Annotated in this window: 25 protein-coding genes, 1 tRNA gene, 1 pseudogene and 1 other annotated feature; of the genes and pseudogenes, 9 read left to right on the top strand and 18 right to left on the bottom strand. The window is 49.9% G+C overall.

The annotated features are described in order from the left end of the window. Positions 1 to 24: 24 nt before the first annotated feature. Together R3F50_08115 and R3F50_08110 are read right to left on the bottom strand one after the other, a co-directional pair. On the bottom strand, positions 25 to 399 hold the full coding sequence (locus tag R3F50_08115; GenBank protein ID MEZ5490269.1) for a DUF2513 domain-containing protein: 375 nt from the start codon (positions 397 to 399) through the stop codon (positions 25 to 27). A gap of 82 nt (positions 400 to 481) precedes the next feature. After that, positions 482 to 964, bottom strand: coding sequence for a cupin domain-containing protein (locus tag R3F50_08110; protein MEZ5490268.1), 483 nt, complete (start codon positions 962 to 964; stop codon positions 482 to 484). Between the two features lie 1,538 nt (positions 965 to 2,502). Between R3F50_08110 and R3F50_08105 the strand changes: the two genes are divergently transcribed. Further along, positions 2,503 to 3,731, top strand: a protein-coding gene (locus R3F50_08105) for an IS3 family transposase (GenBank protein ID MEZ5490267.1) whose coding sequence is annotated in 2 segments (ribosomal slippage) — positions 2,503 to 2,791 and positions 2,791 to 3,731 — 1,230 coding nt in all. Because the reading frame shifts where the segments join, the coding sequence is not laid out codon by codon here. Further along, positions 2,781 to 2,895: a sequence feature (AL1L pseudoknot), on the top strand. (Overlaps the previous gene by 115 nt.) Positions 3,732 to 3,999: 268 nt before the next feature. On the opposite strand, the gene R3F50_08100 is transcribed toward R3F50_08105, so the two are convergent. The 3 genes from R3F50_08100 to R3F50_08090 all read right to left on the bottom strand — a co-directional run bounded on the left by R3F50_08100 (position 4,000) and on the right by R3F50_08090 (position 5,262). After that, the gene (locus R3F50_08100) at positions 4,000 to 4,311 is read right to left on the bottom strand and encodes a YdeI/OmpD-associated family protein (protein ID MEZ5490266.1); all 312 of its coding nucleotides are present in this window, start codon (positions 4,309 to 4,311) and stop codon (positions 4,000 to 4,002) included. Between the two features lie 82 nt (positions 4,312 to 4,393). Beyond that, on the bottom strand, positions 4,394 to 4,909 hold the full coding sequence (locus R3F50_08095) for a GrpB family protein (GenBank protein ID MEZ5490265.1): 516 nt from the start codon (positions 4,907 to 4,909) through the stop codon (positions 4,394 to 4,396). 128 nt (positions 4,910 to 5,037) lie between these two features. After that, positions 5,038 to 5,262, bottom strand: a complete 225-nt coding sequence (locus R3F50_08090) for a hypothetical protein (GenBank protein MEZ5490264.1) — start codon at positions 5,260 to 5,262, stop codon at positions 5,038 to 5,040. Between the two features lie 375 nt (positions 5,263 to 5,637). On the opposite strand from R3F50_08090, the gene R3F50_08085 reads away from it, so the two are divergent. From R3F50_08085 to R3F50_08060, 6 genes and pseudogenes are all read left to right on the top strand, one after another. Further along, a complete protein-coding gene (locus R3F50_08085; GenBank protein ID MEZ5490263.1) occupies positions 5,638 to 6,222 on the top strand; it encodes a hypothetical protein in 585 nt (194 codons plus the stop codon). Between the two features lie 707 nt (positions 6,223 to 6,929). Further along, entirely contained in the window at positions 6,930 to 7,229 is a 300-nt protein-coding gene (locus R3F50_08080) for a hypothetical protein (protein ID MEZ5490262.1), read from the top strand. A 540-nt stretch (positions 7,230 to 7,769) separates the two neighbouring features. After that, on the top strand, positions 7,770 to 8,507 hold the full coding sequence (locus tag R3F50_08075) for an IS110 family transposase (protein ID MEZ5490261.1): 738 nt from the start codon (positions 7,770 to 7,772) through the stop codon (positions 8,505 to 8,507). Positions 8,508 to 8,522: 15 nt separating this feature from the next. Beyond that, a protein-coding gene (locus R3F50_08070; GenBank protein MEZ5490260.1) for an IS3 family transposase occupies positions 8,523 to 9,679 on the top strand; the annotation gives its coding sequence in 2 pieces (ribosomal slippage) (positions 8,523 to 8,763 and positions 8,763 to 9,679; 1,158 coding nt in all). A gap of 4 nt (positions 9,680 to 9,683) precedes the next feature. Beyond that, positions 9,684 to 10,016: pseudogene (locus R3F50_08065) on the top strand (transposase). 258 nt (positions 10,017 to 10,274) lie between these two features. Then, positions 10,275 to 11,039 carry a hypothetical protein gene (locus R3F50_08060; GenBank protein MEZ5490259.1) on the top strand — a complete coding sequence of 255 codons (765 nt, stop codon included), beginning with the start codon at positions 10,275 to 10,277 and terminating at the stop codon, positions 11,037 to 11,039. A 304-nt stretch (positions 11,040 to 11,343) separates the two neighbouring features. On the opposite strand, the gene R3F50_08055 is transcribed toward R3F50_08060, so the two are convergent. Beyond that, positions 11,344 to 11,535, bottom strand: a complete 192-nt coding sequence (locus R3F50_08055) for a hypothetical protein (protein MEZ5490258.1) — start codon at positions 11,533 to 11,535, stop codon at positions 11,344 to 11,346. A gap of 470 nt (positions 11,536 to 12,005) precedes the next feature. Here R3F50_08055 and R3F50_08050 point away from each other — a divergent pair, with 470 nt between their 5' ends. Further along, on the top strand, positions 12,006 to 12,245 hold the full coding sequence (locus R3F50_08050; protein ID MEZ5490257.1) for a hypothetical protein: 240 nt from the start codon (positions 12,006 to 12,008) through the stop codon (positions 12,243 to 12,245). Between the two features lie 73 nt (positions 12,246 to 12,318). Next, positions 12,319 to 12,861, top strand: coding sequence for a hypothetical protein (locus R3F50_08045; protein ID MEZ5490256.1), 543 nt, complete (start codon positions 12,319 to 12,321; stop codon positions 12,859 to 12,861). Positions 12,862 to 13,557: 696 nt separating this feature from the next. On the opposite strand, the gene R3F50_08040 is transcribed toward R3F50_08045, so the two are convergent. The 12 genes from R3F50_08040 to hisB form a co-directional block, all read right to left on the bottom strand. Continuing rightward, a complete protein-coding gene (locus R3F50_08040; GenBank protein ID MEZ5490255.1) occupies positions 13,558 to 15,798 on the bottom strand; it encodes a PriCT-2 domain-containing protein in 2,241 nt (746 codons plus the stop codon). Further along, positions 15,795 to 16,172 carry a hypothetical protein gene (locus tag R3F50_08035; protein ID MEZ5490254.1) on the bottom strand — a complete coding sequence of 126 codons (378 nt, stop codon included), beginning with the start codon at positions 16,170 to 16,172 and terminating at the stop codon, positions 15,795 to 15,797. Before R3F50_08035 ends, R3F50_08040 begins: the two co-directional genes overlap by 4 nt. Positions 16,173 to 16,181: 9 nt before the next feature. Beyond that, a complete protein-coding gene (locus R3F50_08030; GenBank protein MEZ5490253.1) occupies positions 16,182 to 16,436 on the bottom strand; it encodes an AlpA family phage regulatory protein in 255 nt (84 codons plus the stop codon). Positions 16,437 to 16,543: 107 nt separating this feature from the next. After that, entirely contained in the window at positions 16,544 to 17,242 is a 699-nt protein-coding gene (locus tag R3F50_08025) for a hypothetical protein (GenBank protein ID MEZ5490252.1), read from the bottom strand. Between the two features lie 25 nt (positions 17,243 to 17,267). Then, the gene (locus tag R3F50_08020) at positions 17,268 to 18,509 is read right to left on the bottom strand and encodes an integrase domain-containing protein (GenBank protein MEZ5490251.1); all 1,242 of its coding nucleotides are present in this window, start codon (positions 18,507 to 18,509) and stop codon (positions 17,268 to 17,270) included. Between the two features lie 166 nt (positions 18,510 to 18,675). Continuing rightward, positions 18,676 to 18,765, bottom strand: a tRNA-Ser gene (locus tag R3F50_08015). 47 nt (positions 18,766 to 18,812) lie between these two features. Next, positions 18,813 to 19,520, bottom strand: a complete 708-nt coding sequence (locus R3F50_08010) for a hypothetical protein (protein MEZ5490250.1) — start codon at positions 19,518 to 19,520, stop codon at positions 18,813 to 18,815. Positions 19,521 to 19,727: 207 nt separating this feature from the next. Further along, entirely contained in the window at positions 19,728 to 20,147 is a 420-nt protein-coding gene (locus tag R3F50_08005) for a GNAT family N-acetyltransferase (GenBank protein ID MEZ5490249.1), read from the bottom strand. 157 nt (positions 20,148 to 20,304) lie between these two features. Continuing rightward, positions 20,305 to 21,078: an imidazole glycerol phosphate synthase subunit HisF gene (gene hisF, locus R3F50_08000; GenBank protein MEZ5490248.1), complete on the bottom strand. Its 774-nt coding sequence runs from the start codon at positions 21,076 to 21,078 to the stop codon at positions 20,305 to 20,307. 246 nt (positions 21,079 to 21,324) lie between these two features. Then, the gene (gene hisA / locus R3F50_07995) at positions 21,325 to 22,068 is read right to left on the bottom strand and encodes a 1-(5-phosphoribosyl)-5-[(5-phosphoribosylamino)methylideneamino]imidazole-4-carboxamide isomerase (protein MEZ5490247.1); all 744 of its coding nucleotides are present in this window, start codon (positions 22,066 to 22,068) and stop codon (positions 21,325 to 21,327) included. Beyond that, positions 22,065 to 22,724, bottom strand: coding sequence for an imidazole glycerol phosphate synthase subunit HisH (hisH, locus tag R3F50_07990; protein ID MEZ5490246.1), 660 nt, complete (start codon positions 22,722 to 22,724; stop codon positions 22,065 to 22,067). Before hisH ends, hisA begins: the two co-directional genes overlap by 4 nt. A 74-nt stretch (positions 22,725 to 22,798) precedes the next feature. Next, positions 22,799 to 23,389, bottom strand: a complete 591-nt coding sequence (gene hisB, locus R3F50_07985; protein ID MEZ5490245.1) for an imidazoleglycerol-phosphate dehydratase HisB — start codon at positions 23,387 to 23,389, stop codon at positions 22,799 to 22,801. Positions 23,390 to 23,579: the final 190 nt, after the last annotated feature.

The following is a 23,579-nucleotide window of genomic DNA, read 5'->3' as shown; positions in this document are numbered from 1 at the left end:
TTTTTATGCGTTGCCCTGCCATAGCTACAAACCCAATGCCTCGGAGACGACTTTAACCGCCACAGCTTTTACGATTTCAAGACTGGCACTACCACCTACAACACCGAGCCTTTCCTTGGTTCTGGCCCAAATACCGGAATCCCTCACAGCATCCAAATAATCGTGGCCAGCCCACTCTAGCCGGTTAATGAAAAACTGCCGGGGACCATTAGGTGACAACTCTTTGGACACAGTAGCGTTTAGATACCCAGCGCGATCAAGAAGTTGAACGTGCTCTGATACTTCTTCGAGACTATCTGCATGACGCTCCTCAAAGTCCTTCAGGCTAATACGCTGTTCTGGTTTCGCGCCCTCGGCTACAAACAAAATCTGTCGGATTAGATCAAAGTCTCTACGCATTAGATGTGCTCCAAAGACGCATAACGCCGCAATAAAGGGCGCGCGTTAGCGCGTCCAGCCGAAGGCGTCTTTGATTGCCTTGCTATGACTTTTTACCTGCGACTGGTTCATGTATATTTTCAATATCTACTAAGTTCCACGGCATATCTTTTTGCCTATAGATGCGTTTTCCTAAATTTGGATAGTCCCCGACATCATGAGCTAAACGCTGGCCTACAACAATACACTTGAGAGGAATGCTACCATTGTTGTAAAGTTCGTGGGGCTTACCACCGGCACGATAACCAATGAAGTCTCCTGGGAATACTTTGTATTTTTCATCGCCGATTGTTGCCTCTGCCTCCCCCTCAAGAATATAGACACACTCATCCTCGTGGTAGTGCATATGAAACTCTGTGGAATAGTGGCCGGGGCTTACTTCAATAATATGAAAGCCAAAACCAGACAGGCCAGTTAAATCTCCTAATGATTTATTTGTTCTCTGAGCATTATTGTTTAGAAAATGCGTCTTCTTTATGCCTTCGTGCTCATCGATTTCATTCCTTGTAACGATGTATCTTTCCATTTCACTCTCCATAGTTATAACATCTGTTGACAGGATTTATTTCCTATTGACGCTTTTCGAAAACACACCAGAAAAAGAAATAACTCTGCTATTCAGGCAGATACCCTGGGGTAAGTTTGTTAATGAAAAGCGCAAAGGCCGAATTTCTTCCCTGTTTTTGGTTTTTTTGGGGATAACATATACCGCTTTAATACCTAATTCAATCAGTTGCAGATGAGCAATCTATCGGGCTAAACCAGGATTTCTACATCAAGCTCGCAACGAACTCAGGCGTCGCCACTGTGCAGCTCTGTACTGGAATCATGACAGCAGCTAACCAGGCTTCATGGAAGGAGGCTGGTGGCCCGTTAGCCGTTTCAAGACCAGGCAGATAAGACACTCCCTCAAACCAGGAAGATAAGATTAAGCTAGTAGCAATAAGAACTCCCAGCATATGGACTACGTGTGCGGAGGGTGGCTCTCTGGCCTCTTGTGGGAAGCTTACAGGTTCGCCGGTCGGCGAGCAGCACAGAGGAGGTGTGCGTAGCGCAGCGACGATGTGTGCTGGTCCACGGGCAGTGACCACTTCAGTGCAAGACTATTAATAATAATTAGAAAAGCTGCTGGCTCTTGACTTGGAGATTTTATTTACTGGTTTGAGTGGCTTAATTCCGAAGCCAGTAAGTAAAGTAAGTGTGAGGGTATTTGTTTTTTATAGGGAGTGCGCCATAGCCTGCGCCCCAGACTGCGTCTGAGGCTTGTCTACGGACACTCCTCAAGGAAGAGGGGAGTGAGCAGGGTAAGAGAAGTTGGCACTCCTAAGGAGCTGCATCGGCGTCAGCAGGGGATGGGACGACAGGGTGGGATGAAGTGCCCGGGGGGCAATTTTTATTTGTAGTAGCTCAGGCTTGACCAAACAGGTAGTGTCGGATCTTCCCCTGAAAGCAGCCGTGAGGAATGATGTGATCCGACTTGGCGTTTTGTCTCAGGTCCGCTAAAAGCGGAAGTAGCATTGAGTCTGCCAAAGGTCAGCTTCCGGCCTAAAAGCAGTCATCCAAGGCTACTACAAATTTGCTCAGAATCCACTTCACTAATTTGACAATAATTCCGTAAACTCAACAGGACTTGGCGATGATAGAAACTGTGGTAACTCATCATTTATTTGAAACCAAGTACATTTTGATTCTGTATTAACATGTGCTAATGGACGTAATTCTTCATCGGTAGTTAAAGTAGCAATAACTATGCTGGCCCTTCCCAAAGACGGCAGAGAATTGTATAACCGCGTGCCACACTCGGAGCAAAAACACCTATCTGCGTTCAGGTGTTCGACATGGTAGCTACTTAGGAATTCCTTACCTTCGGTAATTGTAAGATTAGCAAGCGGTATAAATAGAAGAGTTGTGAAAGCCGCGCCGTGTGCCTTACTACAGAATCTACAGTGACAGTTCACGACAGCTTTGAGATCACTTTCTATTTCATATTTTATTGATCCGCAGAGGCAACTTGAATCGCCCCGGGTTTACCGGAGGGTCTAATTCTTGAGAGGATAGACCCTTATGAAGAAAGGAACAAGATATTCACCAGAGTATCGAGAGCGCGCTGTCAGGATGCTGTTTGAACAGCAGGATCAACACAGCTCGCAATGGGCAGCGATTAATTCAATAGCCGCAAAGGTTGGTTGTACGCCTGAGACGTTACGTAAGTGGGTCAAGCAGGCAGAGATCGATCAAGGCAAGCGAGACGGCTTAACTAGCGCAGATCGAGATCGGCTTAAGGAGTTGGAACGGGAAAACCGAGAGCTTAAGCAAGCCAACGAGATTTTGCGCAAGGCATCAGCTTTTTTCGCCCAGGCGGAGCTCGACCGCCGACCAAAGAAATGATTGCCTTTGTCGATGCTCACAAAGAACAGTACGGAATCGAGCCAATGTGTAAGCAGTTGCCGATAGCTGTCTCAACTTACTATGAGCATAAAGACCGGGAATCTGATCCAGACAAAGAATCCAACCGATCAATACGTGACCGTCACCTTAAGCCTGAGATCCAGCGTGTGTGGGACGAGAACCAGCAAGTGTATGGTGTCAGAAAGGTCTGGCGGCAAATGAAGCGCGAGGGTTTTGTCATTGCTCGCTGCACGGTAGATCGGCTGATGAAACAGCTTGGCATCCAGGGTGTAAGTCGAGGTGGTGCCAAGTGCTGGACGACTATCAGCGATGACAGCCAGGACCGGCCCTCTGACCTGGTAAACCGTCAGTTCGTTGCTGAGCGGCCTAACCAGCTTTGGGTAGCGGACATTACGTTCGTAGCCACCTGGTCAGGGTTTGTCTATGTGGCGTTCGTGGTAGATGTCTATGCACGCGCTATCGTCGGCTGGAAGGTAAGCCGATCACTTAAAACAGAACTGGTACTGGATGCCCTGGAACAAGCGATCTGGGCCAGGAAGGAGATCGACAACCTGATCCACCACAGCGACCGGGGCAGCCAGTACCTGTCGATCCGTTACAGCGACCGCTTGGCCGAAGCCGGCATCGAATCTTCCGTAGGCTCTGTGGGCGATTCCTATGATAACGCTCTGGCCGAAACGATCAACGGCCTCTACAAGACCGAGGTCATTCGCAATCCAAAGCGTGGGCCCTGGAAGACAATTGACGATGTTGAATACGCTACCCTGGAATGGGTGGAGTGGTTTAACAACAGGCGGCTGCTGGAACCGATAGGAAATATTCCACCGGCTGAATATGAAAAGCAGTATTATGACAAAATTGAAGAGTCTGCGATGGCGGCATGACTCAAACTAACGACCCTCCGATTTTCCCGGGGCGATTCAACTTCCTTGATACATGTGATACTCCAAGATAAATACAATATTGGGCTACTGAAAACCCTTGTTATCCTAACTCTCTAATTCGCCGTGGTTTTTACCCCGTTTCCATGTCGTTATTCTATCTAGGCCCCAGAATACCGCTTTTAGTGTTTCTGCTTTCGGCGTCGAAGTGGCCTGTCGCTGAAGATAAATCGCAATGCGAGAACGCGGCACAGCTATTCGACGATGCAGGCTACTTCGGCCTAGGTTTCTTTTCAATTAGGACAGCTTGCTGCCATTTGCTAGGCTTCTTGTCGGTGCGGTGAATGCAGCCTGCCCAGCAGCATGGACGCTTTTGGCCTTCAGCAAGTTCTTCGACTGTACGCCGAATTCGCCGTGCCCGTGTTTTGTCTTGCTTTGCGTCTTCAACCCAACAAATAAACTCATTGCGCCCGATCGGTGTCAGGCTTTCCCAGAGACTCGTGGTCTCTTTCGTCTCGATGAGCGCGTCGAGCAAGTCATCAGGCATGTCGTGCACCAGCCCGCCGGAAAGTCTTTTTGCCATAAGTTCAGCTCTAATCGAGCGGCCGCAAAGGGTTTAAAAGCCGCCCCTCAATTCCTTAGTTTCTACGTCGGCTCCCGGCTTCCTAGCGGACATTTAGGATTCGATTGACGAACTCGGATTTCGCATCTGTGTATGCAATTCGGTCGTCACGATACTGTACCGCTAATTTGCGTTTCAAAGCACTATACTCCTCACGCAGTGTCGCATTCGCACGCAAGTTGTCTCTAAAGATAAGGTATCTGTCCCATTCAGGAGCGCCTTTGAAGTAAACGTGAATGTGGTGTGTGCGAAATTCTGTCGCGGATTCCCGAACGAACATTCTCCCGCCTACAGCCCCTTTATCACCTCTGTAAATCAAATTGATAGAGGACAACGCAGCAACCAACTCATTAAACTGTAATTCATCGGGAAGTAAAATTCCGACATCAATAACTGGCTTTGCCACCAAATTGGGAACTGACGTGCTTCCAATGTGTTCAAGCTCCAGCTCGATTCCGTTGGTTGCTCTTCGAATCTGAGTGGCGATAACTTCGTACTCAGAAGCCCATTCTGGATTAGGCTCGGAGTCGTCAACTATGTAGCGATTCAGGCCGAGCATATAACTTATTGTAGAACATGCTTATGGGTTTATTAAGCGACTTAGCCCCTACACGCGGGAATGACCGCTGCCGGCTTCAAGGCAGACATTTAATTGTTTATGTGCCGATTCCACTAAATTGCACTGCCTCAAATGGCAACCCACGATTTTTTCTTCTTAAGTCTAACTAGTGATTCATTAGATGCGAAATATCTAATAAAGCCGCAATCCATGCAGACTACTGGGATAATGGTTCCAGGAGCATCCAAGATGCCTCCTTCTGGGAGCATCATTGGTCCACCAACACCATATGATGGAATTGCTTTTTTGTATTTAGAAATATTCTCCGATTTGCACTCTGGGCATGGTTTCATTTCGCTTTCCTCGTAGTCGAGGTCATGAATATCGATGTCAAATGCTGAAGCAGTCAGTTTCCCTACTGTTAAGTTCTACCCTTAAAGTCCAGCTGACAAGCTACGGCGGGTCTGGTATAAAAGCACACTTAACTGGTTAGATTGCTGTGTTGTCAGCTCCTGGCCGATCTGGACCACTACTCAGCGATGTGTTTCATTTGCAGCGAATGTCGGCTTTCCAGGGTGATCAAGTCGCTGCCTGCACGGTTAAGTTTGGTCTACTTCACCCTATGGCTCCGTTTAACATGAAAGTGCATCGCAATTCAAAATACGAACTCACTAAGAGCTTGTTTATATTGCTTTTTATTAAAAACTTGTTAACAAATTAATTACTACATGATGTTTGATACCATTCTGACATCAACTATAGTCACATCAGCTCTTGCTGCCGTATTTGCACTGCTTGGCAAAATTTGGGTGAATCGAGTTCAAGAACGTGATCGTGAACGGGCCGAATCTGATCTGAAGAAACTTAGTCACCGAATTGAGCTTTCTCTCCACACAAACAAATCTATTTTTGAAAAAGAATTTGCATCCGCAGTAGCTTCTTGGAACTCGGTGCTCAAGCTAGTTACTGAGGTCCAATTTCTTCTCCGTGATGCACGTTCTGGGGTAGTACCAAATGATCAAATAAGAAAGTGTTATGAGCAACATCTTGAAACGCATGATGTACTTTATATGCATGCTCCATTCTATCCGGAAATTATACGAGATGCGGCTTTCGATACAGTAGGAGCAGCGCAAGTAATGTATCAAGAGGCAGAAAATGTAAAAGATGAAACAGGCGCGGAAAATTTGATTGAATCGATGTGTGAGCAACAATTTAACGTTGTGCAAAGGAAGGTAGAAGAGTTTGAATCGAGAATTAGAGAAAGATATGTTTCCGAGAATGCTTTAGCACAGGTGACCGTACCCCCATAAATCGAGCCACCCTGAATGTGGGATTTCCTTATAATCAGCCCCTAAGGAGTGTTGATTTGCAACTAATTGTGATCCATTAATCGCGCGTATTTGCATTGAATTTTGACCCATAGACCATGCTTGCAGACCGCGAATTATCTATTCTTAGCAGGGGCAGTTAATTCTGCAAATCTCTGGTTAACTATAAATGCATCTCAACAATTCGAGAAAGGCTAGTTTTTGAACAGGTCTACCCAGCCTGAGATAGCGTCTTCTGATGCTTCAATTTCTATTAGCCGCTTATATATTAATGAAGGAATCATAGTTAAACCTATTAGTTGAGGCATGGAGACTGTAAATTCTTCTGTGTAAATGACGGTTAGTCATAGCGATGCTCTGTCGCCAAACAGAATCATAAACTGGCTCATGGCCTGTTTCCAATCCCTTATCGGCATCGTGCGTGTTCCGGCCCATCGTGAACACTGATTCCGATTACTTATGAACACTTTTCGGCTTGGCTAAGGAATCGGTGATACCTAGCCTGGAATCGAGCCATTTCAGCCTTGCTAGAGCTCTTTAAGCATTCTGACAACTCAGGCCTACCCCTCCACCTTATAGGCTCTGAGATGAGCCCTAATTGGCACCATATGAGGCTGTAAACCAAATAGAAACTTGATCCTACCAGACCCCAAGATCATGCTAGCAAACAACAAAGGGAGATTGCCATTATGATTAAACCCGAATTCCAAGCAGCCATGACAGAAGATGAATTACTAGAAGGTGAAGAGCGCCACCAGACGATAGAGCAATCTAGGACGCTAGCCATGGCAGCGGGTCTGATCAAGAGCAGCGATGAGCTGAGAGAAACCTGGGCGGCCGATCCAGAAGCATACAAAACGCTATTAAACGGCGCGGTCGCCGCCTATGAACACAATGAATTAGTTGAGGAGTTGCTGAGAGGTGCGATTGCAAGGCTTGTGAGCGTGGTTGATCAGGAAAACATTCCGGAAGGATTAATTGAGCTGTAAATACCTGAACTTGGCCTGGCAGCCGATGCCCGCTTTCATCAGGAGCAGACAGGAACTGGTAACCAGAAATAATGACGGCTCCCGGCCGGAGGCAGTCTTCCAACGAAGCCATGTCAATGTCGGCTTTCGCCTATCCTGCGACATTTGGCTAAGATGGTCTCTGCGTCCGCAACCCCAAGCGGAAGATTAAATTTACGCATTGCTACTTGATATTGGTGATTTGGCTCGCTTTCCATCGAATACTTGGGCAAAAGACGATACATATCAGGGAGGTACATATTATCCTCCAGTAAATACAGAGAAACCCTCTATTAAATATAAAGAGGGTCTCAATATTTTGGATACTCGTGACCCGCGTTATTCAAACTGACTCAGCAACGGTTAATCTAAATTATCGTTGTGATGAAGGAGTTGGCGGGTATAACTTAGGCTCAAGCGGAGCTAAATACCGCATTGACTGCACATACAAATAATGAGATGGACGCCCACTGGTCTTAGTCTAGTAGTCTTAACCGACTCAAACTAACCGGAGGGTAAAAGATGAAAACAGTAGCAGTAATCGGAATCGATTTAGCTAAGAATGTGTTTCAAGTACACGGTGCAGATCGGAATGAACAATGCATCTTCCGAAAGAAGTTATCTCGGAACAAGGTCTTGGGATTTTTCTCAAATATGCCTGGGTGCATTATAGGATTAGAAGCTTGTAGCAGTGCTCACTATTGGGCACGCGAGCTTGAAAAGCTAGGGCACGAAGTACGATTGATGCCGCCCCAATACGTAAAGCCCTACGTAAAAACAAATAAGAATGACGTGGCAGATGCTGAGGCCATATGCGAAGCAGTCATTAGGCCAAATATGCGATTTGTTGGGATAAAGACCGAGGAACAACAAGCGCTGTTGTTGGTTCATCGAGACCGAGAAGGCGCAGTAAAAGAAAGAACCTCTCTGATTAACCGGATACGGGCTACATTAGGGGAGTTTGGAGTTTCAATACCAGTTGGCCCACAGCGGATGAAACACTGGTTTAACGAAAGTTATGGCGAAGTAGAAGCGCGATTACCACAGTTATTGACACGCCATGTATATCGAATGAGAACAAGGCTTTCATATTTGGAGGCGCATATTGCAGAGCTGGACAAAGAGATAAACCAGATAAGCTCAGAGAATGAAGATTGTATTCGTTTAGAGGAAGTGCCTGGCATTGGTCGGTTAACGGCGTCAGCGCTGGTGGGGGTTCTACCCCGATTTTACGGACACTTCAAAGAAGCCTCAGAATAGGCGAAAGGAGTGTTTATGTCGAAGAGAAGAAAGTACAGTCCCGAGTTTAAGCAAGGTGCCGTTGAGCAGGCCCGTCAGCCAGGTGTCAGTTGTGCTCAGGTAGCACGTGAACTGGGCCTCAACTCTAATCAGCTGTCCCGCTGGAAACGCGAAGCTGACGCTCGTGGCCATCAAGCCTTTGGTGGTACCGGCAAGCCCAGAGATGAGGAGATGGCCCAGCTAAAACGAGAGTTGGCCCGCGTTAAGAAGGAACGAGATTTTTTGCGCGAAGCGGCAACGTTCTTTGCCAAGGAATCGTCCTGAGGTACCAGGCGATTCAACGTTGTTGCAATGAGTTTCCAGTACGCATGATGTGCAGGTGCCTTAAGGTTTCACCCAGCGGGTATTATAGTTGGGAGACTCGACTACCGAGTGCCAGACAACTCGACAATGATCGATTGCTGGGACGTATACGTGAGATTCATGATGACAGCCAGGGCTGTATCGGTGCCCCACGCATGCATGAGGACCTGGTACATGAAGGAGAATCCGCCAGCAAGAACCGTGTTGCTCGCCTGATGGCTACAGAGGGTCTGCAGGGCTGGCCACGAAAGAAGAAACAGGGTCAACGCGGCCGACCCGGCCTGCCGCCTCCTGGCGTTCGGAACTTGCTGGAACGAGATTTCACCGCACTTGAACCCGAAAGCAAGTGGGTAACCGATATTACGGAGATAAAGACTGGCGAAGGTAAGTTGTATCTGTGCGTTGTCCTTGATCTTTTCAGCAATCTGGTTGTCGGCTGGTCAATGCATCATCGGGAGGATCGACAGATGGTGATCCGAGCCGTGGAGATGGCAGTTTGGCAACGTCAGGGAGACTGGTCCGTGATTCTGCATTCAGATCGTGGTGGTCAGTTTCGCAGCGGTGACTATCAGCGCTTCCTGAAGCAGAACACCCTGATCTGCTCAATGAGTGCTGTAGGTCATTGCGGAGACAACGCAGCCTGCGAAGGTTTCTTCGGGGTGCTCAAAAGAGACAGGACAAACCGCAAGCGCTATCGAACAATGAACATAGCAAAAGCGGATATTTTTGATTACATTGAGCGATTCCACAATCCGCGAATGCGACGAAGAGTCGCCAAGCGTGATCAGGAGTTTACGATCGTTTTAGAACCGTCCGTAGAAACGGGGTAGAACCCTGGCAACTGTAGGTAATGGAAGAACTTTTAAATCGGGGCGCCAGTTTGCTGCGTGGCTAGGGTTAGTGCCTCGACAGTACTCTAGCGGAGGCAAACAGAACTTACAGGGAATTAGCAAGAGAGGAAATTCCTATTTACGAAGAATGCTGATACACGGGGCGAGAGCCGTGATAAAGCATATGAACCCAAAGCGTAAGATAACACCGTGGCTAACTGAGTTATCTAGCAGGGCTCACAAAAACGTTGTGATAGTAGCATTAGCAAACAAGTTGGCGAGGATGGCGTGGGCTTTACTTAGCAAGGGAAGCAGGTATCAAGAGGCCTATATTTAATAAGCAATAGAACAGACGTATCGTGGGTTGCGCAGGTAATAGGATCGAAGACGAAACAGGTAGAACCGTGGATTGGAAAAGCTGTACCTAACATCGTGCCTAGAGCACGAACAAATGATTAGCTCCAATTCAGCGAAACTCATCAGGGATCGGGCGTTGACCCAACTAGAGAATCCGGATAGATGACTGCAATACCAACTTCGTTAAGATTGTATTACTTGATAATCCGTGGGCGTCCATAGATGTTAGGTACACGCAATGGCGACTGCTGAAGAACTGTTCTCAAATACATTTGGTAGTGTGACGACTCGGTTCACAGGAATTTTATCTCTCAGAAAAATTGCTGGACTTGGCATACTCGCAGTAACTCCCGCCCTCTATGAGGAATGGATGGGATTCGCTGTAGATTTATTCCACGGCCCGGAGAGTGACAAGTTTTTCCATGACAAAGATGCTGGGCTAAAAGTGCTGGGCGGAGTGGATAATCTAGGGCAGCAACTAGTAGAGAACGAAATTAGAACTTTCACGGCGGCGATTGATGCAGCTTCGTTAGTATTTGCCCATTCAATTGTAGATGGAGCAGTTCTTGATTACCTCAGGGTGACATACGCTCACTCCAAGGAATCTTGGTTGCCTTTTGTTGCAAATAAAAACATCAAAATATCAGATATGACTCAAAAGGACAATGACACTCTAATTGCTGAAAAAATCGAGGCACTGTTGGACGAACTAGACAGGCAACCTTTATTAGTAAAATCTGATAGGTTGTTTCAAATATGTAAGCCTGAAGCAGATTTCAACCCCATAGTAAATTTCAGATTCGACAAAGACCGATTAGAACAACTTGGCGAGCTTCGACACAAAGTAGTTCATGGGTCTGGAGTTGTAGGAACTTTGCCAAACGGAGATGACGACATCAGCTTTCTATGGAGTACAGCAAACTACTACATGTCTCTCGTGAACATGCGCTTTGATACAAAAATTGATCCGAGGGCAGCATTCGCCAAGGGTGCTGCAGGTTAAGTGTATTTTTTCTGGTGCCTAACAAAAAAATAAAAAAGGACGCACGCTATTGAAGCCGGAAGCGGAACTAAAAGAGGGAAATTGATACGTCCGCTTTTGCAGTCTGACACGAACTGCCAACTCAGATCCGAACTAATACAGCTTAGATTTATTTACGCGACCTTCTCCCCTGAATCAAGTAGCGGGTCCTCCCTGGGGTATCCAGGTACGGGTGACAGGTAGCCCGAAAAACGCAGTGTGGGAGCCCCTCAGATCCGGGTTGGTGTTGGCTATACTGGAACACTCGTTACCTAACCAGTGAAGTTTATACTTCAACTAACCCGGACAAAAATACTGCCCCTAAAGTTCCCATAACGCCGAGTATAATGAGCGCTGGAATAGCAGCCAAAACCCACTTAACCATGAATGTCACCATCGACATAAATGGCATATGAATATCAGTGATTATGACGTGGTTATCGAAGTCGATTGGATCGCTTTTATTATCCTCTTTCATAACTGATCCTGTTGGCAGGGGTTGATTCGATTTAGGGGGCGCTGACTCGAGATAACACTTTGACCTTTTCCCTTAATAGGAACCAGCTTCTCAGTAAGTTTTTCCAGCAACTGAGATGCCCAAGATTTTAGTGGGGTTGCCAAGCAGGCCATCTTGGCCCCTGTCGAAACTGTTAAACATGAAGGTGGACCAAGCGTTAGCGCCGACACCATAAAACGAAATTCAATTGAACATCCGTAGTGTGCCGGCAGATCGTATAATATCGGGCGGAAGAATTTAGCCACAAAACGCCAGAAACCAAGAGTGGGAGAGCAATTTTTGTGGGCTGGAGCCGATAATGCTTATGACTCGCTTGTATTCGGAGGGCCGGAAATGTACACTGCGCGCGACTGATAATAAAAAAATTAGATATTGGCACGTAGTGTGCATGCATAATTATATCGGTAATACTGCAGATAGGACATTATCCCATGGCAACAGAGCAAGAGTTTAAGGTTCAAGAACTTGATGACCGACTAATATTCGGAAATTTGAGAAATGCAGGAAGCGTGCTAGAAGAAACGAAGCACAATGTCTCTGCTTCGAAGCCTTCTACAGCCGTCCAACGAGGCAATGCCAAGGGAGATTTGCGAGAAATAAAGGATTTCCAGGAAGCTGCGGACCTTGGCACAGAAGCGGCTGAAGAATTTAAAGCAATCCTGAAGCTGTAATAAAAATTTCGCACAGTTATAATTAGGGGCTCGGGGCAGAAATGTGCCGAGCTTTTTGTTTGGGGAAGAAAAAATGTCCAAAGCGCTGTATAACGAGCCAGAAATCTACGATTCCATCAACGTCCTAGCCTTCATAAATGATTTTGCTTTGGGGATTGGTGTTAAAGACTTGGAGATTGACGAAAGGGCGCTCGATGGCGTGATTGTTGGCATGAGAGCCGATTTCCCTCATTGTGACGGAGCGGAGGAGGCGAGCCCGTTTAAGAAAGCAGCAAACTTCCTATGCTACTTCGTTGCAGAAAGGCCTATTGTGAATGGGTTTCCTGAAGGTTCGATTGGCGAGAGTCTCCGGCGTATTCATAACCATCAAAACGCGCTCATAGGCTTTTTGTTCGTCTGCAAGATGCTTCACAAAGCCACCATCCACAGGACAAACGGGGAAACGCTAACCATAGAAAATCCGATCAGATTTTCAAAACATACACTGGAAGATGTCGTCGAGGCGTTCTCAGTGATAACTCCCCAAAATCACTTTAAAGTGATTGCGGTACTTCTGGAGCAGTTGGCATACAAAACAAACCCTGATTGCCAATACCCTGTGCTGGGTAATTCCTGACAGCTGAAAAGCTGCCTTCACCAATTCAATACCTGGCTCCGTTGTTCGATTTCTTGCAACCGTAATTAACGCAGTAGTTTAGGATGGCTAAGGAGGATCAATAGTGAACGGTCACTCAACCACTGCCACCATTCATTGAATCACCTTTGATTGTGCAGGAATCACCGATTTAGTTGCACTCTAACTTAGAGCTTTCCAGCGTTTCATGTTTGACTAGGGGCTCTCAGGGAGTGAGCTCATTCAAGGAGTCATGCAGCCCTTCTGCGTTATATTCTCTGATCCAGCTTCCCGTTCTTCCCAACCTATCAGGTTCTTGAAAGCAGCCAACCGCAAAGGCTGGCAGGAGAATTGCTCCCCCTTTGATCTGTCAACACACAAATGAGGGAGGAGCAGGGTATTTCTAAATAGGAATTTTTATCTATCCTGCTATTTTTTTAAGTGATTGTATTTTATAGATTTATTAGATATATATATACCTAAATAGGTAAATAGCTGAGTAGTATAGACACAATAAAAACAGCCCAGAAATAAATCTATCTCTGAACTATTTAGCTATTCTGCTATCGAGCAATAAATATGGCGGGATTTCAAAAACTTAGGGCCGATTCTGGGTAGTTAAAGCGTTACTATCGAGCCACTACCCTGATTTAAAACTCCTTTTATTACATACACTTAGGTCAATATACAGCGTTTCCACTATTTTGCAAATACCTTGATGTATTTTTTCTTGTTGCCTTTATGTATTACCTCGACCAGCCGGATCATCCCCTGGGCAACCATTTTATCGATAACCTCTTTGAGCTGTTTTTCGGAGATATTGCGCAGCCCTGCTTTGTTCTTGAGCACACCCAAGGTTTCGCCGTGTTCCTTATTAACTACAGACAGCACACGAGCCGCGATCCCGTTCGCCTCGTCCTTGTGGATGTTGCCGTAAACCAGCTTTATTTTGCGCTCCACGTCTGCCTTAGCCAGCTCAAAAGCCCACTGCACATGCTCAACCGTGCGCACGCCTCCAGGCATCGCCAGCAGCAGAGAAACCTTGGCGGCCAACTCATACCCGCGCCGGGGGATAGGCTCCAGGCCGGTGTGTTCTTTTTGCTTTTCACCCTCTTCCCAGAAATGGTCCTTGATTTGCCTCAAAAGGTCGGCCGCTTCCGGTTCGGTAGGAATCCCGGTCTTGTCACCCACGAACTCGATCCGAGGGGCACTATCCATATCAGCCCGCCCTGGTGCGTGCAGGTTCCTGATGGCGCTCGCCAGATCCTCACCCATCGGCCGCTCCGTGAATCCCCTCTTATCCTTCGGGTTTGTTTCGCTGTCCTCGAATATCATCGCCCTGGCTACAAAGCCGTTCGTGGCCTGCTGGTAGCCAATCAAGTCGTTAAATGTTACCGGGGTGGTGTAACCTAAAATAGTTAGGTAGGGCCTCACCAGCCCCTTGTCGATGCTGGCAAGCGCCGCACGCGCCTGGTCGGCCTTGGCTTTTAATGGTGGGGTTTCGCCTTTTTCGTCAATCTGCCTTTCGGCCTTGGAGAGTTCGCAGATCAGGCCGTCGCGCACCTCTTCCTTGAGGTCGCCAGTGATCGGTAGGTAAGCGTTGGCCTTGGAATAAATCGACATGATTAAACCGACCAACCCCTCAAGGTACGACGCCCCTCCGCGCTTGGTGGCGTTTTCCAGCTTTTGCAGCACCGTACCCAACTCGTCCACGCAGTAGAGCGCCGCCTGGTGCCGGACAAGGTTGCGCATTAACTCCTGCTCGCTCTTGAATCCACCGTGAACAGCCGCGCTAATATCCGCCGCCTCCATAATCTGGAGATACGCCTGAATAACCGCTTCCTTGCCGGTCCCTGAGCCGGCCACACAGAACGCAATCAGGTTGGCGGACATCTGGTCCGCCTCATCGTGGAAACGCATCCCAGCAAGCCCAGAGACGGCACATAAGGCCGCCGCAACTGCCAGGTTCTCCCGTGGGTACATACATTGATCGTTAATCCACTGGGTAAGCTCACCGACAAACCCGGGCGGGCGCTTGAGGTCCACCACCGGGGCGCCGTCTGATTCTGGCGTGGTGTACTCGAACGTGACCGGCTCGCAGTAGCCACCCTCGCGGGCGTGGTAGATCAACGTCCCATACCCTGCCGGGTTGGCCGACTTACCGAAGGAATGCCACTTTTTGTCCATCATGCCAGGGTCATGCTTTGGCCCGGTGGCTGACCAATCAAGCCACAGATCGAACCCGCCACCGTTTAAGCAATGGTGGATCGCCATGCCGATCTTTATCCATTGCTCATAGTCTACCGCCGCGCTGTTTTTGATATAGCCCAGCAACTCCTGAATATCCGCCTCGGTAACGTCAACGTCCCCGGCGTCTGACTTCACCCGGTAGGCGTCCGGCTTTTTCAGCAGCTCCAGCAGCGCATCCGGGGGCGGGCCTACGTCCTGCGGAAAGCCCCGCTCCACCTCGTACAACATTCCGCTGGCGTGCATGGAACCCGCGCCCACCACATACCCGGACGTTTTAAAGTCAATGCCGGGATAGTCTGGCAGGTTTTGCACTAACGATAATGGCTCGGTCAGTTTAAAATAATGGTGTTGTGAACCATTTCCGCTGCCTGTATTTACGACAAAACGCGCATCCAATGGCACCACCTCGCACAACTTGGCGAAGGATTCCACGCCACCATTGCGGGCGTCAACGTCTACCACAAGATAACCCGAACACAACACCCCGAACCCGGTTTTAAACTGCCCGGTAAGCTCGAACGTTTCCATCTGCTCGTCTGACCAGTACGGGACGATCTGCCAATTCGACATAATCGGGTGCTTGTATAGGGCTTTACAGGATTGATTCCCGCACCCACAAACGCCTTTATTGTCTACCCCGTATAACCCGAAAACCTTAAAACCCGCCTCTCTGTAATCGTACAAGCTCACGGGTTGGCCTCCTTGAGTTCCAGCTGGTATTTGGCGGCCTCGATACAAGCGGTAATCTTTGCGTTCTTCTGCCGATCAAGCTTAAGCCGTCCATCGGCTCGCCATGTGTACCTGATCCCGGTGCGCCAGCTCCCATAGGCACCAGCCGGGCAGCCGTCCAGGTGCAGTACATACCAACAGGCTTGGTTTCCTGGCCTGCCTTCGGGACAGTCGAAACGCTTTATCTCACCATCGGGTATGGGGTCGATTATGGCGCCTATATCCCTTGCGATTGCTTCCGCAAAGTCGCGTATCACGTCGCCGCTTGTGCTAAAATCGGAAAATTCATCAAACTTACTGGCGCCCTGTGCCGGGGCGCTGGTTCTTTTTTTCATGCTCCCCTCCTACACCCCTTCGTGGCGGATTGCTACCAGTGATTTGACAAGTTTTCTTATGTCTTCATCGGACTTTCCCGCCGCCATAGCGTTAATCCAGGCGGTTACTTCATGATCCAACCAACCAGTAGCTCTGCCCCCAAGACTAATTGGAGCCGGGAAAGTGCCTTCTTGGATTTTTCGATATAGGGTGGAACGGGAAATGCCAATTCTTGCCCTTACTTCTGGGTTCTTTTCAATCCGAGGCGGGGTGACTTGACTCATTTCTATGATCTCCTGTGGGATGTCTGGAATACCACAAAGAGATTAATGGTTACGGTTCTGTGTCGGCTAGACACAAAACCTCAGGTAGCTGGAGGGGGTTTTGAAATCTATCTGCTCAAATCTTTTATTTCTAGCGCATTCTTGATGTGCCTTGTTGGATCTATTGTTGATTCTTCTAGCAAGTACTGGAAAATGTATTCGATTAGTTTAAAGAACTTGCTGGATTTGGAGGCGCTCGGTTTGATATTGGGGAAGTTCGATTTGAAGAATCTCTCCAAAGACTTTATGAGGTCGAGGTGCCGAAGAGCCTTGGGTGCGCCGCCTTCTCCTTTGATACTCAGACTATTTCTATACCCTGAGATACCAGCTTGCATTCTAATCAATATTTCTTCAGCGCCTGAGTTAGTATGATTGAAATTCGCCTCGTCATCTTCAATATCTTCCGTATTTAGCCCTATAGAGTTCCTAAGATTCCAGAGAGTCGAATCATTGCCGTTCGCAAGATAATAGTGGTCATCAATCTGCCTGATTGATCCCCCCCGCCTATTTAGTCTGCTAAGTTTTTCCCTTATTTCAGTCAAACTCTCGGTCATAGTCTGCAACTCATCCCGGAGTTCCGCTCCTGTTATAGGGTCGGCGGAATAGTAGTAAGTCTTTTCCTTCAAAACTTGGTTTATCACCTCGAATAGACTAGCGAGCACCCGCTTGTCCACATCGGGGAATATGTGTTTGCGTATCTCCTCCTCGTGCTCTCTGGTTACCAGGGACTTAATTTTATAGCGGCCCCTTTCTGGTGGCTTCTTCATATGTTCTTCCAATCTTCCATCTTATCTACGTGGTAAGCCGTAGGTGCTTGAAACTAGAAAGACTGAAACTACCCTGGCTGGCGTTTTCTATATACTCAGACCACCAGCGCATCATTGCCCGCCTTCGGTCCAGGTACTCTGCCCGGTTGTAAGCTGCCCGAACCTCGTTCTTGTCAGTGTGTGCCAGCGCCGATTCGATCACATCTGGATCGAAGCCCTGCTCATTCAGGGTCGTACTGGCCAGGGCCCTCAAGCCGTGAGCCACCAACTTTTTGCCGTACCCCATTCGCTTCAGTGCCATATTGGCAGTCTGGACGTTGATATGGTCTCTGGGATCTCGATCTGATGGAAATATGAACTCCCGGTGAGCACTGATTGGCTTCATGACTTCGAGCAAGGCCAGTGCCTGGGGTGTCAAAGGCACAACATGCGGGCGTTTCTTCTTCATCCGATCTGCCGGGATCTTCCAAATCTCATTCCGGAAGTCGATCTCATCCCAGCGGGCCCCGGCTGCTTCCTTTGGCCGGACCATGGTATGAAGCTGCCATTCAATGAGGCAGCGAGTTGTACGCTTGATGCTGGCTGAATTGAGGGTAGCCATCAGCTCCGGGAGCTGGGAGGGCTCCAGAGTCGGCATATTCACCCGCCTGGGCATGTCGAACGCCTTCTGGATTCCTGATAGCTGATTAAATTCAACAATGCCGGTATTCGCGGCAAAAACCATGATTTCATTCAATCGCTGGCACAATCTACGGACAGTCTCCAGGGCTCCCCTGGCGGCGAGTGGCTCTAAGACCTCAATAGCGCCTTTGGCTGTGATCTTGTGGACCGGAACCCTGCCAAGCCGGGGCAGGACATGCCTCCTGACAGCGTTTTCAACATCCCTCGCGTAGCCTGCCGAAACCTGGCTTTTCTTTCGAGCCAGCCATTTCTCGAAAACCCGCTCGAAGGTATTCCCGTGCGCGTCCTTGGCCTGCCGGCGCTGGTCGTCTCTGTGGTTCTTGGGGTCGATGTCCTGGGCGAGCAGTTCCCTGAATTCCTGCCGGCGCTCTCTTGCCCTTGCCAGGGAGAGATCAGGGAAGGTACCAAGGCTGATATTGGCGCGCTGCTTGGTGTAGGGACGTGAGTAGTTGAAGATCCAGATTTTTGAGCCGTTCGGCTTTACCCTCAGGAGTAAGCCCTGCCCATCTGCTAGGTTATATTCTTTGTTCTTCGGTTTGGCCTGCTGAACCTCGGTATTAGTCAGCGGGCGGGTGGTTCTTGCCATAATTGTAACACCGATAGGGAGCTGAAACGGCCAGTGTTACAAAGAGTGTTACATTTTCTGTGGGATGTTGCAATACCTTATGGAATGCCTTGGAACATTAACTGACTATTCTATATAACATTTCTTAGAGACTTGGATCAGTATGGAATGTCTTGAAACTACCGGTTGGCGGAGAGGGGGGGATTTGAACCCCCGGCACGGTTGCCCGTGCTCCTGATTTCGAATCAGGTCCATTCGGCCGCTCTGGCACCTCTCCGGAGCGGCCATTATAGACCAAGCGGCTGGCGAAGCAGAGCCCCAGGCTCACTGCCGCCGACCACCACCTTGCCTATCGCGATCACCATCCCGTCTGCCATTTCGGTCATTCTGATCGTCACGGGTGCGGTTGCGGTCTCGATCATTGCGGCGGTCGTCACGGCGGTCCTGGACGCGATCCTCGCGACGCTCCTGGCGCAGGTCCTGGCGCAAGTCCTGAATACGATCCTGCTGCCACTCTATGCGGTCCCGCTGCCGTTCGACCACGTTTCTGCGGTTATCCCGTCGACCGCCGTTTCTGTCATTGCGGTAACCGCGGTGGGAATACCAGTCGTTTCGACCGCGATCGTTCCGGAACACGGGCGGGCGTATGTTGCCGCGACCGTTGAATCCGCGGCCATTGGCGTAACCTACCTGTCGCCAGCCGCCGCCGGTCCAGTGATACCGCTCGCCCTGAGAGTTGATTACCCAGGGGTTTCTTGGATTACCACCCAACTGGACGCCTCGGCCTGGCATTCTGCGCCAGCCACCACGGGTCCAGCGCCAGATCTCATAACCGCCCTGACGATAGGCACCGCCGAGACGCCAGCCTTCAACCGTTACAGCGCCGTAGAAATTGCGGCCCCGATCATTACGAAAATCATCTGCGAAAGCCCTGGTAAGAGGCAGGGCGAGCAGAATCACCACAACGGTAAAACTTGTTGTCCTGAATGCCTGCTGCGCGAATCTGCCTAAGCTGGATTGATTACTCTTCATGGTTGCTCCCTCCTTTCTCTACTGTGTAGTTCCAGTTTAAGGAGACAAGCTGTATGTAAGATTAACGAAATCGGGGGTTTTTCTATTCAGCTGCCTGGACAGGCCCAATAACGCACACCTTGGATCAAAACCGCGCTTGCGGGTGACCAAAAGGTATTTTCAGGCCGTCAACCGGAATAGCAAACTGAATGAGCTTTCAGCAGCCTGTCAGTCCAACTCACAGGTGAAATGGTGGGAAGAAATATGAAAACCTTCGCGGAGATAAAAGCGGTGGGCACCGAAACGCTGTACACCGGAATCCAGCTCGATGGCGACACAGCCCTGAGTTCTGGCCAGTTCCTTTAACGCATCGATAAGCTGTTTTCCGTAACCTTCGGAGCGATGCTTGTCATCGGTTACCAGGTCATAGACATACAGGGATCTGCCGTGCACTGACAGTTTGTGGCATATATAATAGCCGGCTACCGCCGCGACAGAATCGCCGCTGGTCAGATACGCAAGCGCATAGCCCTCCGATCCCATATCCCGCACAGTAGCCAACCAGGTCTCTTTCTCCAACCGCGGCCGAAGCTGTTTCATGACATCGAAACAGGCCATTATCTCATCATCGGTTTGAGCTATCTTCATCTTGACCCCCATCTGATTCGGCTGCGTGAAGCTCACAATAATTGTGCCGCTGGATATGGAATATTATTTCTTTAACTTATCTGTTTATTTTGCGGGATACAGATTTAAACGCCATCACCGACCCCGATAAATGATTCCGAAATCAGTCCACTGCCCCTCAATCACGCACGGTGATACCGTGCTCCGCCATGTGCCGCTTGGCGTCCTGAATACTGTATTCGCCGAAGTGAAATATACTGGCCGCCAGGACGGCATCGGCATGGCCCTGCTGCACACCATCAACAAGGTGCTGCAGATTGCCGACCCCACCGGAAGCGATAACGGGCACTGGAACCGCATCGCTGACAGCCCGGTTCAGCGCCAGATCAAAACCTGCCTTGGTGCCGTCCCTGTCCATGCTGGTAAGCAGGATCTCGCCGGCGCCGTACGCCACCATTTTACGCGCCCATTCAACGGCATCGAGACCGGTGGGATTGCGCCCGCCATGGGTAAAAATTTCCCAGCGATCGGGCTCGCCTTCCTTGCTTACTTTCTTGGCGTCGATAGCGACTACAATGCACTGTGATCCGAAACGCTGCGCCGCCTGCCTGACGAACTCAGGGTTATTCACCGCGGCCGTGTTGATGGAAACCTTGTCGGCTCCCGCGTTAAGCATGGTGCGGATATCTTCCAGAGTGCGAATCCCGCCGCCCACGGTAAGTGGTATGAAAACCTGCCCGGCAATTGCCTTGACAGTTTCCACGGTGGTATCCCGCCCTTCGTTGCTGGCAGTGATATCCAGAAAGGTTATTTCGTCTGCGCCCGCCTCACAGTAGCGGCGTGATACTTCAACCGGATCGCCGGCATCGCGTATGTCGACAAACTTCACCCCTTTCACCACGCGCCCCTTGTCACAGTCGAGACAGGGAATGATGCGTTTTGCCAGTGCCATGGATTTGCCTCCGCGAAAAAAATGCCTGGCCACCAATAGACCGACCAGCCAAGTAATTTACCAATAATTCAATATTTTTTTATTACCCTAAAATATCGACCGGGACAGCATGCAGCCGCCCTGCTTTGCTCGGGCGTTCCGGCGCGTGGAATACCTGCTCCCTGTGTTCTTCAAAGTGCGGTGGTCGCGGAGTTTTCACCTCTGGTTGTGAATCATGTTCCCTCTGGATAAGGAAGCCAGGCAAGCTTAACCTTTATCGAGAAGCCGCTGGGCGTCACCCAGGTCGAGGGTGCCTTCGTAGATCGCCCGACCCGTGATTGCGCCGAGGATACCTCCACCGGTAGTGGTCTTGCAGACAGCCTGTAATGCGGCGATGTCGTCAATCGTGGTGATACCGCCTGAGGCGATGACAGGTATGGAAGACTGCTCCGCCAGCTTCACGGTGGCTTCAACGTTGACGCCCTGCATCATCCCGTCCCGGGCGATGTCCGTATAAACGATCGCGCTTACGCCAAAATCAGAAAAAGCCCGGGCCAGTTCAATCGCCGTCAGCTTGGATACATTGGCCCAGCCGTCGGTCGCCACCAGTCCATCCCTGGCATCCAGGCCGACGATAACCTGCCCGGGAAACTCCTGGCAGGCAAGCCGGACAAAATCCGGGTCCTCCACGGCTCTGGTGCCGATAATCACATAACTCACACCGGCATCCAGGTAGCTCTGGATCGTGGCCAGCTCCCGGATTCCACCGCCTATCTGAAGTGGCAGATCCGGCAGTTCAGTGGCGATTCGTTTGACGATTTCACCATTGACCGGCTCGCCTGCAAAGGCTCCGTTGAGATCCACCAGGTGCAGTCGACGTGCGCCCTGCTCCTGCCAGTGTCTGGCCATCTGAACCGGATCGTCGGAGAACACTGTGCTGTCTTCCATGCGACCCTGCTTGAGGCGCACACACTGGCCGTCTTTCAGATCAATTGCAGGAATGACGATCACGACTGTACTCCTTCCCAGTAAAGAAAATTTCTCAACAGGCGTAACCCGACATCCTGGCTCTTCTCCGGATGAAACTGCACGGCGAATATATTGCCTTTGCTCAACGCGGCGGCAAAATCGAGACCATAATGTGTGATACCCGCCACCTGCTCCGACGGATCGGCGTCTATGTAATAACTGTGCACGAAGTAGAATCGGCTGTTGTCCGCGATCCCTTCCCATAGCGGATGGTCCAGGGTCTGCTTCACGCAGTTCCAGCCCATGTGTGGCACCTTGAGACGTTCGCCGTCCTGCTCGGCCAGAGAGTCACCGAAATACCTGACCCTGCCACGGGCGATGCCCAGACACGCCACGCCGTTGTTTTCTTCGCTGTATTCCATCAATGCCTGAAACCCTACACAGATGGCCAGTACAGGTTTGGTCTGAGAGATTTCGGCAACCAGCCCGTCGATACCGTGCCGTCGAATTTCGGCCATACAGTCGCGGATCGCACCGACCCCGGGGAAAATCACCCGATCGGCCTGCCTGATCAGGTCGGGGTTATCGGTAACATCCACCTGCACGGTGAGCCCCGCTTCCCTGGCAACAAACTCGACGGCCTTGGAAACCGAGTGGAGATTTCCCATACCGTAATCGATAACCGCAACTTTATTCATTGAATGACTGCTGGCCTGTTAGGGCAGATGAGCGCCGGGTATTACGGGAATTCATGGACTTGATCAGAACTTCTTTAGAGTGACCCTTTGGTGGAAGGGATGACACCGCTGGCCCGTGGGTCGATTTCCATAGCCATGCGCAGTGCCCGACCAAATGCCTTGAAGATGGTCTCGATCTGGTGATGGGCGTTACGACCACGGATATTGTCGATATGCAGCGTAACAAGCGCGTGATTCACAAACCCCTGAAAGAACTCGTAGAACAGGTCCACATCGAAGTCACCGACCGTACCCCGGGCGAACTGCACCTTGTACTCCAGCCCGGGCCGCCCGGAGAAATCGATCACCACCCGGGACAGCGCCTCGTCCAGTGGCACATAGGAATGGCCATAACGGCGGATACCGGTTCTGTCCAGCGCCTTGTTAAAGGCCTGACCCAACGTGATACCGAGATCCTCCACCGTGTGGTGGGCATCGATCTCCAGGTCGCCGGTTGCCTTGATGTCCATATCGATCAGGCCGTGACGGGCTATCTGATCGAGCATGTGTTCCAGGAAGGGCAGGCCGGTGTCGGCCGACAGCTTCCCGCTGCCGTCCAGGTTTACGCTGACTGCGATCTGGGTTTCTTTGGTGTTACGTTCTACGCTGGCGGATCTTTCTGACATGAGGTCAGGTTACGGTTCCGGGACGGACCACCGCTCCTTGGAAGTAAAGACGCGCATTATAAAGCGCCCCTTGTCGCAATAAAAGCCGCAATAAAAGCCGTGATATAAACTGGGGTGAAAGCCGGGATGAAAGTAACGCGACCATCCGGTACACTAGCGCCTTCCCGTCCCACCCGCTGAAATCCCCCAT

This window comes from Gammaproteobacteria bacterium, assembly GCA_041395725.1.
Classification (GTDB): domain Bacteria; phylum Pseudomonadota; class Gammaproteobacteria; order Pseudomonadales; family Pseudohongiellaceae; genus NORP240.
Note: the sequence above shows the minus strand (reverse complement) of the source record. Positions and strands in the feature narration are given on the sequence as shown.

What these genes read in the sequence shown, in the direction of transcription:
- R3F50_08045 (MEZ5490256.1), top strand. Translation starts at nt 12,319, where the DNA reads ATGTCCAAAGCGCTGTATAACGAGCCAGAAATCTACGATTCCATCAAC.
- R3F50_08035 (MEZ5490254.1), bottom strand. Translation starts at nt 16,172, where the DNA reads ATGAAAAAAAGAACCAGCGCCCCGGCACAGGGCGCCAGTAAGTTTGAT.
- R3F50_08075 (MEZ5490261.1), top strand. Translation starts at nt 7,770, where the DNA reads ATGAAAACAGTAGCAGTAATCGGAATCGATTTAGCTAAGAATGTGTTT.
- hisF (MEZ5490248.1), bottom strand. Translation starts at nt 21,078, where the DNA reads ATGGCACTGGCAAAACGCATCATTCCCTGTCTCGACTGTGACAAGGGG.
- R3F50_08010 (MEZ5490250.1), bottom strand. Translation starts at nt 19,520, where the DNA reads ATGAAGAGTAATCAATCCAGCTTAGGCAGATTCGCGCAGCAGGCATTC.
- hisH (MEZ5490246.1), bottom strand. Translation starts at nt 22,724, where the DNA reads ATGAATAAAGTTGCGGTTATCGATTACGGTATGGGAAATCTCCACTCG.
- R3F50_08055 (MEZ5490258.1), bottom strand. Translation starts at nt 11,535, where the DNA reads ATGAAAGAGGATAATAAAAGCGATCCAATCGACTTCGATAACCACGTC.
- R3F50_08085 (MEZ5490263.1), top strand. Translation starts at nt 5,638, where the DNA reads ATGATGTTTGATACCATTCTGACATCAACTATAGTCACATCAGCTCTT.
- R3F50_08050 (MEZ5490257.1), top strand. Translation starts at nt 12,006, where the DNA reads ATGGCAACAGAGCAAGAGTTTAAGGTTCAAGAACTTGATGACCGACTA.
- R3F50_08090 (MEZ5490264.1), bottom strand. Translation starts at nt 5,262, where the DNA reads ATGAAACCATGCCCAGAGTGCAAATCGGAGAATATTTCTAAATACAAA.
- R3F50_08080 (MEZ5490262.1), top strand. Translation starts at nt 6,930, where the DNA reads ATGATTAAACCCGAATTCCAAGCAGCCATGACAGAAGATGAATTACTA.
- R3F50_08020 (MEZ5490251.1), bottom strand. Translation starts at nt 18,509, where the DNA reads ATGGCAAGAACCACCCGCCCGCTGACTAATACCGAGGTTCAGCAGGCC.
- R3F50_08030 (MEZ5490253.1), bottom strand. Translation starts at nt 16,436, where the DNA reads ATGAGTCAAGTCACCCCGCCTCGGATTGAAAAGAACCCAGAAGTAAGG.
- hisB (MEZ5490245.1), bottom strand. Translation starts at nt 23,389, where the DNA reads ATGTCAGAAAGATCCGCCAGCGTAGAACGTAACACCAAAGAAACCCAG.
- R3F50_08060 (MEZ5490259.1), top strand. Translation starts at nt 10,275, where the DNA reads ATGGCGACTGCTGAAGAACTGTTCTCAAATACATTTGGTAGTGTGACG.
- R3F50_08095 (MEZ5490265.1), bottom strand. Translation starts at nt 4,909, where the DNA reads ATGCTCGGCCTGAATCGCTACATAGTTGACGACTCCGAGCCTAATCCA.
- R3F50_08005 (MEZ5490249.1), bottom strand. Translation starts at nt 20,147, where the DNA reads ATGAAGATAGCTCAAACCGATGATGAGATAATGGCCTGTTTCGATGTC.
- R3F50_08025 (MEZ5490252.1), bottom strand. Translation starts at nt 17,242, where the DNA reads ATGAAGAAGCCACCAGAAAGGGGCCGCTATAAAATTAAGTCCCTGGTA.
- R3F50_08115 (MEZ5490269.1), bottom strand. Translation starts at nt 399, where the DNA reads ATGCGTAGAGACTTTGATCTAATCCGACAGATTTTGTTTGTAGCCGAG.
- R3F50_08100 (MEZ5490266.1), bottom strand. Translation starts at nt 4,311, where the DNA reads ATGGCAAAAAGACTTTCCGGCGGGCTGGTGCACGACATGCCTGATGAC.
- R3F50_08110 (MEZ5490268.1), bottom strand. Translation starts at nt 964, where the DNA reads ATGGAAAGATACATCGTTACAAGGAATGAAATCGATGAGCACGAAGGC.